The organism is Sporomusa intestinalis (assembly GCF_055383785.1).
The window spans coordinates 3117501-3130872 of record NZ_AP042390.1; the positions used below are offsets into that span (position 1 = coordinate 3117501).

At 49.4% G+C, this 13372-nt stretch carries 10 protein-coding genes and 1 rRNA gene (1 of these 11 running past the window's edge); 6 read left to right on the forward strand and 5 right to left on the reverse strand.

Going from position 1 to position 13372, the window contains the following annotated elements; translation table 11 throughout:
- The 3 genes from ACZ481_RS14830 to ACZ481_RS14840 all read right to left on the reverse strand — a co-directional run.
- Positions 1 to 246: ribosomal RNA gene (locus ACZ481_RS14830) — 16S ribosomal RNA — on the reverse strand (it extends 1312 nt beyond the left edge of the window).
- An 866-nt stretch (positions 247 to 1112) separates the two neighbouring features.
- Positions 1113 to 2063, reverse strand: a complete 951-nt coding sequence (mnmL, locus tag ACZ481_RS14835) for a tRNA modification radical SAM protein MnmL/YtqA (RefSeq protein ID WP_464770636.1) — start codon at positions 2061 to 2063, stop codon at positions 1113 to 1115.
- Positions 2047 to 3810 carry a B12-binding domain-containing radical SAM protein gene (locus ACZ481_RS14840; RefSeq protein WP_464766124.1) on the reverse strand — a complete coding sequence of 588 codons (1764 nt, stop codon included), beginning with the start codon at positions 3808 to 3810 and terminating at the stop codon, positions 2047 to 2049. Before ACZ481_RS14840 ends, mnmL begins: the two co-directional genes overlap by 17 nt.
- A gap of 181 nt (positions 3811 to 3991) precedes the next feature.
- On the opposite strand from ACZ481_RS14840, the gene ACZ481_RS14845 reads away from it, so the two are divergent.
- From ACZ481_RS14845 to ligD (ACZ481_RS14870), 6 genes are all read left to right on the forward strand, one after another.
- A complete protein-coding gene (locus ACZ481_RS14845) occupies positions 3992 to 4774 on the forward strand; it encodes an N-acetylmuramoyl-L-alanine amidase family protein (protein ID WP_464766125.1) in 783 nt (260 codons plus the stop codon).
- Between the two features lie 96 nt (positions 4775 to 4870).
- Complete coding sequence (gene pepF, locus ACZ481_RS14850; protein ID WP_464766126.1) at positions 4871 to 6682, forward strand: oligoendopeptidase F; 1812 nt, start codon at positions 4871 to 4873, stop codon at positions 6680 to 6682.
- Between the two features lie 133 nt (positions 6683 to 6815).
- Positions 6816 to 7112 carry a zinc-ribbon domain containing protein gene (locus ACZ481_RS14855; RefSeq protein WP_464766127.1) on the forward strand — a complete coding sequence of 99 codons (297 nt, stop codon included), beginning with the start codon at positions 6816 to 6818 and terminating at the stop codon, positions 7110 to 7112.
- Positions 7113 to 7223: 111 nt separating this feature from the next.
- Positions 7224 to 8210 (forward strand): non-homologous end-joining DNA ligase, encoded by a 987-nt coding sequence (gene ligD / locus ACZ481_RS14860; RefSeq protein ID WP_464766128.1) that lies wholly within the window; start codon positions 7224 to 7226, stop codon positions 8208 to 8210.
- Between the two features lie 17 nt (positions 8211 to 8227).
- Entirely contained in the window at positions 8228 to 9094 is an 867-nt protein-coding gene (gene ku, locus ACZ481_RS14865) for a non-homologous end joining protein Ku (RefSeq protein ID WP_464766129.1), read from the forward strand.
- Positions 9084 to 10010, forward strand: a complete 927-nt coding sequence (ligD, locus tag ACZ481_RS14870) for a non-homologous end-joining DNA ligase (RefSeq protein WP_464766130.1) — start codon at positions 9084 to 9086, stop codon at positions 10008 to 10010. Before ku ends, ligD (ACZ481_RS14870) begins: the two co-directional genes overlap by 11 nt.
- 114 nt (positions 10011 to 10124) lie before the next feature.
- On the opposite strand, the gene pckA is transcribed toward ligD (ACZ481_RS14870), so the two are convergent.
- Entirely contained in the window at positions 10125 to 11660 is a 1536-nt protein-coding gene (pckA, locus tag ACZ481_RS14875) for a phosphoenolpyruvate carboxykinase (ATP) (RefSeq protein ID WP_464766131.1), read from the reverse strand.
- A 201-nt stretch (positions 11661 to 11861) separates the two neighbouring features.
- On the reverse strand, positions 11862 to 13361 hold the full coding sequence (thrC, locus tag ACZ481_RS14880; protein ID WP_464766132.1) for a threonine synthase: 1500 nt from the start codon (positions 13359 to 13361) through the stop codon (positions 11862 to 11864).
- Between the last annotated feature and the right edge of the window lie 11 nt (positions 13362 to 13372).

Sequence of the window (13372 nt, forward strand, 5' to 3'; positions counted from 1 at the left end):
CGCAGACCCATCTCTGAACGGTAGCTTCTTTGAGAGGCCACCTTTCTTATCTCAGTTATGCAACCAAGATACCACATTCGGTATTAGCACCACTTTCGCAGTGTTGTCCCCAATTCAGAGGCAGGTTGTCTACGCGTTACTCACCCGTTCGCCACTAAGTATCCATAAATGAATACTCCGTTCGACTTGCATGTGTTAGGCACGCCGCCAGCGTTCGTCCTGAGCCAGGATCAAACTCTCCAATAAAGTTCTTAGTCTTGCGACTATATATATTGAAGCCGTTTTATCGGCTCAATTCAATCAAATTTGTTGTTGGTTGTGCTGCATAGCAGCACACCGCACATCTGGCTTTTAATGATGCATTTCTTTACATTGTTCAGTTTTCAGGGAACGACGGATGCGCTAGGATCACGGGCGTATCAGGACGATACGCTTTGCCCGGGACCGACGCGCATGGATGCGCTAGTGTCACGGGCGTATCATGGACGATACGCTCTGCCCGGGACCGACGCGCATGGATGCGCCAGTGTCATTTCGTTTGCCGGAATTACTAGCACGGCCGGCAATTTTCACTACTGTAACGAACAACAGCTTAACCATGTTAACACATCGTATTTTATGTGTCGTTATAGTTGTTTTTGGAAGTTATTGTCGTTATCTCCATAGCCGACCTTCATATATTAACATGCACAAAGGCGGGTGTCAACCATCTTATTGTGTTATTTATATTAGTATTACTGCCAGGCGAAAATTAGAAAGCCGACATACGTTCTGAACATAGAAAAAAATAAGAAACATCGTATGGAAGCGATGTTTCTTGCTGCTTAACAGTAGCATTGAATATATTCATCAGTCAGAATATCCAGTTTCTGACGAATTTCATTAACTGTTCCTTTAGTAAGATTGAGGTCTTTTAAATCATCGCTATGAAGTAATGCTGCCAGTTTATCAATCTGTTCCAGTAACTGAAGCTTTCTCATTTCTAAATACTACACTCTCCTTAATTTTGAACTGCAGTTATAATATTAACAACTCTTGTTAGCTTTGTAAACAGCTTTAGCAAATGACAGAAAAGAAAGTTTTTTCTAACAAATTCACTATAGTTTGCCTGTTCACATGTTTCTTACTGCCGGTCCATTTAAATAAAGGCATTTTTTTCCTTGCCAGGTATCCTGGGCAAGCAATTGTTGTTCAATGGCTTCCCGTATTTTCCACCAGCCTGTCTGCCAGTTGGTGAACAGCGTATTGGCGGCAGGAGCCCGTCCGATTAAACGCTGAATTATAATATCAGGGTGCAGGTGTTCCAGAAAACTAACCGCTCTTGCAACATATTCCTCTTTACTAATCAGCGTAATATCACCGTTTTGATACCAGTCGGCCATTACCGTATTTTTCACAATATATAAAGCATGCAGCTTGACCTGGTCAACCCTCAAGGCGGAAACGATTTTGGCACTTTCGACTGCATCGGTTATATCGTCCCAGGGCAGGTTGAGGATCAGATGGGCACATACCTCCAGCGGCCAGCGTTTAATCCGCTGGGCGGCGTCAATAAACTCAGCAAGAGTATGGCCCCGGTTAATCTTCACCAGAGTATGATAATTTACCGTCTGCAGCCCCAGTTCAATGGTAATATCAATACCGTATTTCTCCCTGACCTCAGCCAGCATCGCCAAATACCGGTCACTGATACAGTCCGGCCTGGTAGCCAACGCAATCGCCACAATATCTTCCTGGCAAGCCTCGACGACATGCCGCCTTAACTGTTCAACCGGCAAATAGGTATTGCTGAAATTCTGAAAATAAGGAATGAATTTTTTGGCTTTATATTTAGGGGCAATATGCGCTTTATTCGCAGCCAGCTGGTCACTGACAGTCAGCCAGGCCGGCAGGTTTTCATAGCCGGCTCCGATCTCACCGCAAAATACACAGCCGTCGTGCCCGCACTGACCGTCACGGTTAGGACAGGTCACCGGCAGGCTGACTGGCAGTTTGTACACTTTTTCACCATACTTTTGGCGCAGGTAATCCGAATAAGCATTATATCTAAGTCCAGAAATCATCATCATTAATCACCTGATATGTTGGTTTAGTGTGCTTGTAGGAAAAAAGCACCGCCACGTTGCGGCCGGCCGGATAGTCAGCCCCGTCCAGGTATGCCGGTATATCGATGTTAAACACCTCAATATGAAAATGCTTTTTAAGGTCCCGCCACGTGGTAAAGGTAAAATCGGGCACATACCGCCTGACCCGTATGGTATCCCGCCAAAATGCGTTTTTATATTCCGCCCATTTGTCGGCTGCCGCCTGATTCAGCTGATTCCAGGGTAAAAACTCCGGTCGTACCGTACCGTTTTCGCTCATAAGGGCATCAAACTTTAAAAACTCCTGATAATCCTGCCCGGCCTCAGGGTACAAGGCCGCACAAAAGTCGGCCATATACCTGTACAGTGTTTTGCCGCTGTGGGCAGCCAGCTGATACCCCTGCTGCTCCCAGTAACAAGCCAATTTATAATAGAAATTAAATGCTCCCTCACCGGCTAGAGCAATCAGCCACGCTAGACTGTAGGTAAAACGGTCACTGTTATAAACCTGCTCGAACACCGCTTCCAACAGTTTGAGCCGTCTGATCTGCCCATAGTCCAGATAGTTGTTGCCAAGCACCTCATAGGGCGCATGGTCCATATAAATATAACCATGGGCTGCCGCCTCCTGCCTGAGGCCTGAGCCTTTAAGCAATTTAAGAAAACCGATCTGCAGCATATCAGGCTGCAGACTATACACCTCGTCAAAGGATTTGGCAAATACAGCCAGATTCTCGTAGGGTAAGCCCACAATTAAATCCAGATGCAAGTGGATATTGCCATAACTGCGGACCTTGCCGACATGTTCAACAATCCTGGGCCAGTTATTATGCCGCTTGATTGCCGCAAGTGTCTGCTCATTTGTTGATTGAACACCAATTTCAAATTGAAAGCGCCCGGGTGGGACGTGTTGTAAAAATTCCAGCACTTCCTGGTCCCAGATATCAGCCGCTATCTCAAAATGGAAGTTTGTCCGGCAGGTTTGTCCGGCCAGGAACTTCAGTATGGGAAAGTAGTGTTCTTTGCGGGCATTAAAGGTACGGTCAACAAATTTTACCTGCCGCACATCGTGGTCAACAAAAAACTGCAAATCCCTAATGACCCGCTCCTGGCTCAAAAATCGCACCCCCGCTGTTGCTCCTGACAAACAGTACTGACAGGAAAACGGACAGCCCCGGGAGCTTTCATAATAGATGATTTTATTTTGGAGCAGGGCCATTTCCTCTTGTACATAAGGGAAGGGAATATCGTCCAAACAGGCAACTACCTGCGGCGGCCCGGCAAGGATTGTCCCGTTGCAGCGATAGGCCAGGCCGGCGCTGTTGTCCACAGCCTGGTTATGAAGTAATGCTGCCAACAGTTTTTTTAATGTCTGCTCGCCTTCACCCAAAACGATATAATCAACAGCACCATTGGCGGCTAATATACCCTCAGGCTGATAGGTGACTTCCGGTCCGCCCAGCACAATAACGGCCTTAGGCTGCACTTTTTTGATCAAAGCGGCAAGCGCCAGACTGGCTTCAATATTCCATATATAACAGGCCAGACCGATAATATCTGCCTGGCAAGCATAAATATCACTCAATATTTCCAGCAAGCCGTTATTTACGGTGTATTCACGGACAGCAATGTCCCATGCCGGTGACCGGCAAAAAGCCGCCAGGTCCTGCAGCGCGAGCGACGAATGAATATATTTAGCATTTAATGTTGATAGCAGAACCTTCATCTAGTACTTCTCCCGCTGATATAATCTCTTGCAAGTATAGTAGTTTTCGGGTAGTCTTGTCAAATATCCTCCCGGCCGGTAAGACTAAAACCGTCACCATCAAAACCGGCTGTGCATAAAATAAAACAAGGTAAACATTACCCCGTAGCTCACTTATACTTTTGTGAGGATGGTGAACAGTATGCGGATAATGATGGATGGGCGCTATCTGCCTGGTAACGCCCGCGTCAACCGTGATTTATTAATAACACTCCGCAATATGGCCAAGGCTCTTAACTGGGGAATCCGCTATGATGCACAACGGGAACTGGTGCTTATTAACTCCAAAGATTCCTCCATGCCGCGACTGCCGGCCGATAATCATACGGAGGAACGAAGCGAAGAGGAAAATGCCCGCCTGGCCGGCAAGGTTATTTGCCTGGACCCGGGTCATGGCGGCAGTGATCCGGGGGCCCTCGGGCCGACCGGTACAATGGAAAAAGATAATACCCTGGCAATTGCCTTGCTGCTCAAAGAAAAACTGGAAAAAAACGGAGCGACAGTTGTAATGACCAGGGACACAGATGCCGATGTGGCCTATACAGATGCAACAGCCAATGAAGAGCTGGGAGCTAGAGTCGAAGCGGCTAATCAGGCCGAAGCCGATTTATTCATCAGCATTCACAACGATGCCTTTACCAGCAACACAGCGTCTGGCACAACAACCTTTCACTATGGGGATAAAGACTCGGTGAACCTCGCTAATGCCGTGCAACGATGCGTGGCGGAAAAACTGGGCACCAAAAACAGAGGCGCCCGTTTTGCCAGCTTTTATGTGCTGCGCTATACCGACATGCCTTCTATCCTGGTGGAAGTGGCGTTCATCTCCCATGCGGTGGAGGAAATGCTCCTGTCCAGTGTGGATGGCCGGGACAATGCGGCGGAAAGCATTTGCGAAGGCATTCTGAAATACTTTAAAGTATAGAAAATAATTTGTTCAGGCAAGCTATACCAGGAAATGCCACCAGTTGCAGCTAATATATAGTATAACTACTTATATTTCCTGAAAGGAAGTGTTTTTATGTCGCAAACCGCCACCGCACTGCCTGCCCGTGATGAAATACCGCGTGAGTATAAATGGCAGATTGAAGATATCTATGCCAGTGAACAGTTATGGCAAACTGATTTCAGTGAGGTAAAACGGTTACTCCCCCCTATGGCTAACTTTCAGGGGACCCTGGCCCAGTCGCCGGCAACCCTGGCGGCCTGCTTAACACTGCGGGACGAGATCAATATCCTGGCCGGCAAACTGCTGGCCTATGCCCGTCTGCAGCGGGATGAGAATTCAGCCAACGCCAAATATCAGGCACTTGTTGGCAAAACCGAAGGCCTGCTGGCGGAAACCGGTGCGGCCACCGCTTTCATCAAACCGGAAATCCTGGCTATACCGGCGGCTGTACTGGCAAGCTACCGGCAAGATCCGGCGCTGGCTGAATACAGCTTTTATTTTGATAACCTGACCCGCCAGCAACAGCATATCTTATCTCCGGGCGAGGAAGAAATCCTGTCCCGTTCTGTCGAAATCACCCAAGCAGCGGAAACGGTCTTTACTATGCTGGCCCATGCCGATATGACATTTCCTGACATAAAAGGCGAAGATGGCAAAAGCCTCGCTCTCAGCGAGGGCCGTTATCGCGCCCTGATTATGTCGGCCGACCGGCGCGTGCGCAAAGATGCTTTTACCGGCTTATTCAGCGCTTACCATGCGTTCCGCAATACCTTTGCCGCTACCTTATCAGGCAGTGTCAAAAAGAATATTTTTTATGCCCGGACCCGCAAATTTAACACAGCACGGGAAGCATCCCTGGCTGATGACAATATTGCGGTCGGTGTCTATGATAACCTGCTTACCACCGTGAATAACCATCTGGCCCCCCTGCACCGCTATATTGCGCTCAAACAAAAGGTGTTACAGCTCGATAACATCCATATGTATGACTTGTACACCCCCCTGGCCCAGGCAGAAACATTCACTGTGGCCTATCCGGAGGGACAAAAGCTGGTACGTGACAGCCTGGCGCCGCTGGGGGCCGAATACGCCGGCATTTTACAGCAGGGATTAACGTCAGGCTGGATTGATGTATATGAGAATAAAGGCAAACAAACAGGTGCCTATTGCTGGGGTGTGTACGGCATCCATCCCTTTGTACTCCTGAACTATAATGACCGTCTTGAGGATGTCAGCACGTTAGCTCATGAAATGGGTCATGCTATACACAGTTATTACAGCCAGGCTGCCCAGCCTTACGCCACCTCCCAATACACCATTTTTACGGCCGAGGTTGCTTCCACAACCAATGAAATTTTATTAAACGATTATCTTCTAAAAACAACAAAGGATCCCCATAAGAAGTTGTATTTGATTAATCAATACCTGGAAATGGTACGGGCGACCGTATACCGGCAAACCATGTTTGCCGAGTTTGAAAAACTCATTTATGACAAAGCGGAAAATGGTGAAACCCTGACAGCCGATTTGCTTGAGGAATTATGGCATGCCCTGAATGTTAAATACTACGGACCGGCTATCGTTGTTGATCCTGAAATTAATATTGAATGGGCCAGAATCCCGCATTTTTATGCCAATTTTTATGTTTACCAATATGTTACCGGCTTCGCCGCCGCCACCACCCTGGCGGAACAAATGCTGACACAAAGCGGCGGCGCCCAGGAACGGTATATCGCCTTTCTAAAAAGCGGCGGTTCAGACTATCCAATTAATCTTCTCCAACAGGCCGGCGTTGACATGTCCACACCGGCACCAGTCGAGCTTACACTGAACAAATTCTCGAAAATGCTGGATGAACTGGAAAAAACAATAACCAACTCTTGACAATTTTTCGGGTACGCGGTATATTGTTTATATGACAAAACATAATTGCTTTCGATGGCTAGCAGCTTTAATTCCTGACCAACCGACCAGCAATTGTTTGAGTCAAACACATATTACGGAGGTTGGTTAGAGAATGGATTTCCAAGACAAAGAGCTTTCCTGTAAAGAATGCGGTGCAAACTTTACTTTCACTGCTTCAGAGCAATCTTTTTACGCTGAGAAGGGTTTCCAGAACGATCCTTCCCGTTGCCCGGAATGCCGTGCAGCCAGAAAACGTCAAAATGGTGGCCGCGTGGGCGGCAATGCCCGTCCGCAACGGGAAATGTTTGATGCTACCTGCAGTGCTTGCGGCATCGAAACGCAGGTTCCGTTCCGTCCTACTGCCGGCAAGCCTGTATATTGCCGCGAATGCTTCCAGGCCAACAGATAAATACCTGACTTATGCCTTTGACAGACCGGTTTTCCGGTCTGTTTTTTATTTTGTGTAATATATTTATCCAGCCGGTAAAAACTAAAGTCAAATCAACCTGACGAGGACACTATGCCGATAATTAAACCCATGCTGGCAAAACCCGGGGTATTGCCTGACGAACAAGACAACTGCAGCTTTGAGATTAAATGGGACGGTATCAGAGCCGTCTTCTATCTGGAACAAAACAAATACAAGCTGCTGAGCCGCAACCTGAAGGATATAACCGGGCAATATCCCGAATTTCTCGCATTGGCTGAAGCAGCAGGCCGCAGCTGTACCGATCTCATTCTTGACGGCGAAATCGTGGCCTTCAATTCGTCCGGCCTCCCCTCTTTCTCCCGCTTGCAGCACCGCATGGGGCTCACCCAGGATAAAACCATCCTGGAAATGATGACGAAGGTACCGGCTCACTATATGATCTTTGATATTTTGCTGCTGAATGGCAACCTGCTTCTGCCAAAGACCTATAGCGAGCGGCGGTCTATCCTGGAAGGCCTTCAGCTTGACGGCGCGCACTGGCAAACCCCCGATTATAAAACAGGTGATGGCCGTGAAATCCTGGCCGCCAGCCGCAAACTCGGCCTGGAAGGAATTATCGCCAAACGTCTTGACAGCTGCTATCAACCAGGTAAACGCACCGGCGCCTGGCTCAAAATCAAAAACCAGCGCCGCCAGGAATTGCTTATTGGCGGCTGGGTTCCCGGACAGGGAGCGCGCGCCGGCACCATTGGCGCCTTGCTCCTTGGTTATTATGACGTTTTGCCGCAAGCAGCCGCGGCCCGGGGCGTGCCGCAGCAATTATTATACGCCGGCAAGGCCGGGACGGGCTTTACTACAGATTTCCTGGCAGTATTAAGCAAACGTCTGGCAGCGATAACAAGGCCAACCAGTCCGTTTGCCCCGCAGCCGGCTGTAAACAACGCGCATTTCGTCGAGCCGGTCTTAATCGGTGAGTTTGAATTTACTGAATGGACCCCGAATGACACCCTGCGCCATCCAGCCTTCAAGGGGTTGAGAGAGGATAAAGATCCCCGCCAGGTAATTCGCGAAGACTAATCACCGGAGGTGTGCCTATGCCCCGCCCGATGTGGAGCGGTTCCATCAGTTTCGGTCTTGTCAACATTCCTGTTAAACTGTACAACGCCGTGAAAAAGAAATCGATTCATTTCAATCAACTGCGCAAATCGGATGGCTGCCGGATCCGGCTAAAAAAAATCTGCCCAACCGATGGCGCAGAGGTGCCTGCGGAAAATATTGTAAAAGGCTATGAAATCGCCCCCGACCAGTATGTAGTTGTTACCAGCGATGAGCTGGAAGCCATTCAGCCTAAGAATGCCCGTACGATAGCAATTGAGGATTTTGTCGACCTTGACCAAATTGATCCCCTGTACTATGACAGCTGCTACTATCTTACACCGGATAAGGGAGCCGGCAAAGCCTATGCCCTGCTCCTGTCGGCAATGGCTAAAACAGGGAAAGTAGCTATTGCCCGGGTCGTTATGCGCAACAAAGAATATCTTACCGCTATCCGGCCGGCTGGAAAAGCCCTGGCCTTGTCGACAATGCATTTTGCCGATGAGATTATGGGGATCGACCAATTAGAAGAACTGGCCCCTGATGTACCTGAACCGGAGCCGCGGGAGCTGGCTATGGCCGAGCAGCTCATAGCCTCATTGTCTACCGGGTTTCAACCGGACAAATACCATGACCAGTATCATCAGCAAGTCCTGGCAATGCTGGAGAAAAAGGCCGAAGGTCAAACTGTGATCAGCCAGCCTGAAGTTAAGGAAGGCGGCAAAGTAATTGACCTGATGGCGGCGCTGGAGGCCAGCATTTCCGCGATTAAAAGCCAAAATGGCAGCAGCGGCAAAGGTGCTGGTCAGGCCAAGGCTGCCAAGCAACTAGCGGTCCCCAGGAGGAAAAAAGCCAGTGCCCAGTGACAATAAGAACAAAACTACGGTCGACATAGGCGGCCGCAAATTAAAAATCAGCAATCTTGATAAGGTATTTTATCCGGCCACAGGTTTCACCAAAGGCCAGATGCTTGATTACTATATCCGGATTGCGCCGGTGCTGCTGCCCCATCTTCGCAACCGCCCGCTGACAGTTAAGCGTTATCCCCATGGGGCCGAGGGCAAATTCTTCTATCAAAAAGAATGTCCGGTCCATCACCCGGACTGGGTTAAGACCATCCCGGTGTGGAGCGGCAGCAATAACCGGAACATCAACTTTTGCAACGCCGCCGATCTGCCGACCTTAGTATGGGCTGCCAACCTTGCAGCCCTTGAACTCCATACCTCACTGTCTTTGGCCCCGGCGGTTCACCAGCCTTCTTTTCTTGTTTTTGATCTTGATCCGGGCCCGCCGGCAACCATTGTGGATTGTGCCCAGGTAAGCCTGCTCCTGAAAGAATATCTGGACAGGCACAAACTGCAGAGCTTTCCCAAAACATCAGGCTCGAAGGGCCTTCAGCTCTATATACCGCTTAACACCGCGGTAAGCTATGAGACTACGAAACACTTTGCCCGGGTACTTGCCAGCCGCTTCCAGACAAAGTACCCTGACCTGATTGTAGCCAATATGAAAAAAAAACTGCGCAGCGGTAAAGTATTTATTGATTGGAGCCAAAACGACGAACACAAAACAACCGTTTGCGTTTATTCGCTCCGGGCCAAAGAATACCCCACTGTCTCAACCCCGGTAACCTGGGAGGAAATTGTCAACCTGGCCGATCAGAAAAAGCCTGAATTATTATCCTTTACTGCAGACCAGGTACTGGAGCGCACTGCCAAATTAGGCGACTTGTTCGCGCCGGTTCTGCAGCTCAAACAAAAGCTGCCGGCTATAGTAGAATAAAGAAAACACGGCTTGCGCCGAGAAAGCCGATGTTGCCCTTATCCAGGGAAAGTAACCTTTCTAGCAGGATAAATGAAAAGACCGCCGCTTGTGAACGGCAGTCTTTACTATTCATTACCCTCTGGGCCCGGCGGCAATAATTTCAGGCGCCATCGCATCAGTAAACCGGCTGAAATTTTTAACAAACAGGCCGGCTAATTCCCTGGCCTTGCGATCATAGTCCGCCTGATCGGCCCAGGTAGCACGGGGTGTTAGAATGTCAGCAGGCACACCGGGACAACTGTCAGGTACATAGATGTTAAATACCGGATCCAGCTGGTAAGCCACGTTTTCCAGCCGGCCTTCGATAGCCGCCGTCACCATGGCTCTGGTAAAGGCGAGTTTCATGCGCTGGCCAACACCGTAAGGTCCGCCGGACCAGCCGGTATTAATCAAAAATACATTCGTTTGCTGAGATTTTAATTTCTCGCCCAGAAGCTTAGCGTAGCGCAAAGCGGGCAGCGGCAAAAACGGGGCGCCAAAACAAGCCGAAAATGTAGCCTGCGGTTCAGTGATACCCCGTTCGGTCCCTGCCAGCTTGCTGGTGTACCCTGACAGGAAATGATACATAGCCTGATCGGCATTCAGCCTGGCAATCGGCGGCAACACGCCAAAAGCGTCAGCTGTTAAAAATACAATTGTCCGCGGATGGCCGGCCACGCCGGGGATTACAGCCTCCGGAATATAGTCGACCGGATAAGCCACTCTGGTGTTTTCCGTGATGGAGCCATCAGCAAAATCGGGCCGGCCCGTTGCCGGGTCAACCACTACATTCTCTAAAACCGAGCCAAACCGGATAGCATCCCAAATCTGGGGCTCAGTCTCCCGCTTAAGACCAATACACTTGGCGTAACAGCCGCCTTCGATATTAAAAATGCCGTCATCACTCCAGCCATGCTCATCATCGCCGATTAAACGGCGCGCCGGGTCGGCCGACAACGTGGTTTTACCAGTACCGCTCAACCCGAAAAACAGGGCCGTATCCCCTTTTTCCCCCACGTTGGCCGAGCAGTGCATGGACAAAACATTATTTTCAGGCAAAATAAAATTCATGACCGTAAATATTGATTTTTTCATTTCCCCGGCATAATGAGTGCCGCCAATCAATACCAAACGCTGTTCCAGATTCAGGAGAATAAAAGCCTCCGAGGCAGTTCCGTCCAGCCCCGGGTCGGCTTTAAAGCCGGGAAGGCAAATCACCTTATAATCCGGCGTAAACTCCGTCTGCACAGTAGCGGGGCGGATAAACAACTGCTGAACAAACAGATTCTGCCAGGCGAATTCGTTTACAAACTGGACGCTGATACGGTTGCCGGCAGCGGCGCCTGCATAACCATTAAAGATAAACAATTCCCGGTTTTGCATATATGCCAGCATCCGGTGATATAACTGAGTGAATTTGGCAGGAGAAAATGCCTTATTATTTTTCCAGTCAATTTTGCCATGCACTGCGGCTGAGTCGACAACAAATTTGTCATCAGGTGAACGGCCTGTATATTTGCCAGTTGTAACCTGCAGCGCGCCGCTGGCAGTTAATCGCCCTTCCCCGCGCCGTATCGCTGTTTCTACCAATTGTGCCGGACTTAAATTGCTATATATATTCCCGTTCACACTCCATCTCCCTTTCCTATATCTATCGCCGTTTTTGGGCTAGCCTGTTCTAATTATAACATAGGTATTTTGTATACAGAACGTCTTTTTTTTACTAAAACCACATTTTTTTTCGATATAGTATCTACTGTTTATGTTAATAGTGTATAGCTGGTAATAAAAAATGCCGCATAAACTCAGGTTATGTGGCATTCTTCCTGATTATTTTAACCGCAATTGAGCTGTAACGACGGCGGGCATATCCTGTTTGGCGCATACGACAGTATGCCGTACAGGCTTACTCTCCAGTTCGGCCAGGGCGGCCGGCACCGGCCTGTTGATGAGTTTGGCCAGCTCTTGCAAGGCGCTAAATTCGGTTTTACCCGCAAGGCTGCCGCTGCCGGCCAGGGCGGCCAGCACAGTTTCGCTAAACTTGAAGGGGCTGGCTGTCGAAACAATAACAACCGGGGTTGTGTCGCCTGATGAATGACGGTAGTTTTCCGCGACCTGCCAGGCAACCGCCGTATGGGGATCAAGCGGGTAGCCATGCTCTTTTTGAACCTTGCCGATAGTGGCCGCCGTTGCCTCGTCACTTACCCAGGCAGCCGGAAACACAGCCTGAATGGCGTGTAAATACTCGCCGGCAATTTTATATTGCCCGGTAGTATTCAATTCTGTCATCCACTGGTTAACCTGAGCCGAATCACCCCCTGTCAGGTGATAAAGCAACCGTTCCAGATTGCTGGAAATGAGAATATCCATAGAGGGGGAAACGGTTTTATGGAACTGGCGGTTGCGGTTATACTGGCCTGTTGTCAAAAACTCGGTAAGCACATTATTGCTATTAGAGGCGCATATCAGCTTATTAACAGGCAATCCCATCTGCTTGGCATAATAACCGGCCAGGATATTGCCAAAATTACCTGTCGGCACCACAAAATTAACCGGCGCGCCCGCCTGGATATATTTAGCCTTTATCAGGTCGGCATAAGCACTAAAATAATAAACAATCTGCGGCACAAGCCGGCCCCAGTTTATGGAATTGGCTGATGACAGCTTACAACCATGGTCTGCAAGCATAGCATTATACGCATCGTCGTTAAAGATATGTTTAACACCGGTCTGGGCATCGTCAAAATTGCCTTTTACCGCTATTACCCTGAGATTACCGCCTTCCTGCGTAACCATCTGCAGCCGCTGAATCCGGCTGACGCCATCTTCCGGATAAAACACGACAACCTGCGTCTGCGCCACATCTTTAAACCCTTCGAGCGCCGCTTTGCCGGTATCGCCTGAGGTCGCAACCAAAATAACAATCTCGGCCTGTTCGCCGATTTTTTTGAGGGCCCGCACCAGGAGCCGGGGCAGTAATTGCAGAGCCATATCTTTAAAGGCGCTCGTTGGCCCGTGCCATAATTCCAGCACAAAGGTCCCCTCATTTACCTTAATAACCGGAGCTATCGCCGTATCGGCAAATTTGCCGCCGCCATACGCGCCGGCCACACATTCGGCGATTTCCGCCTGCGTATAATCTGTCAGGAATAAACCCAATACCGCGGCGGCCCGCTGTTGATACGTAAGCGGGACCAGACTGTCCAAAAAGAATCCGTCGACCGACGGCATCGCCTCCGGCACAAACAGGCCGCCGTCAGGAGCAATCCCCTGGGCGATAGCCTGAGCGGCCGTTAATTTTGCGGCTGCCCCGCGTGTGCTAACATACATAATCATACCCC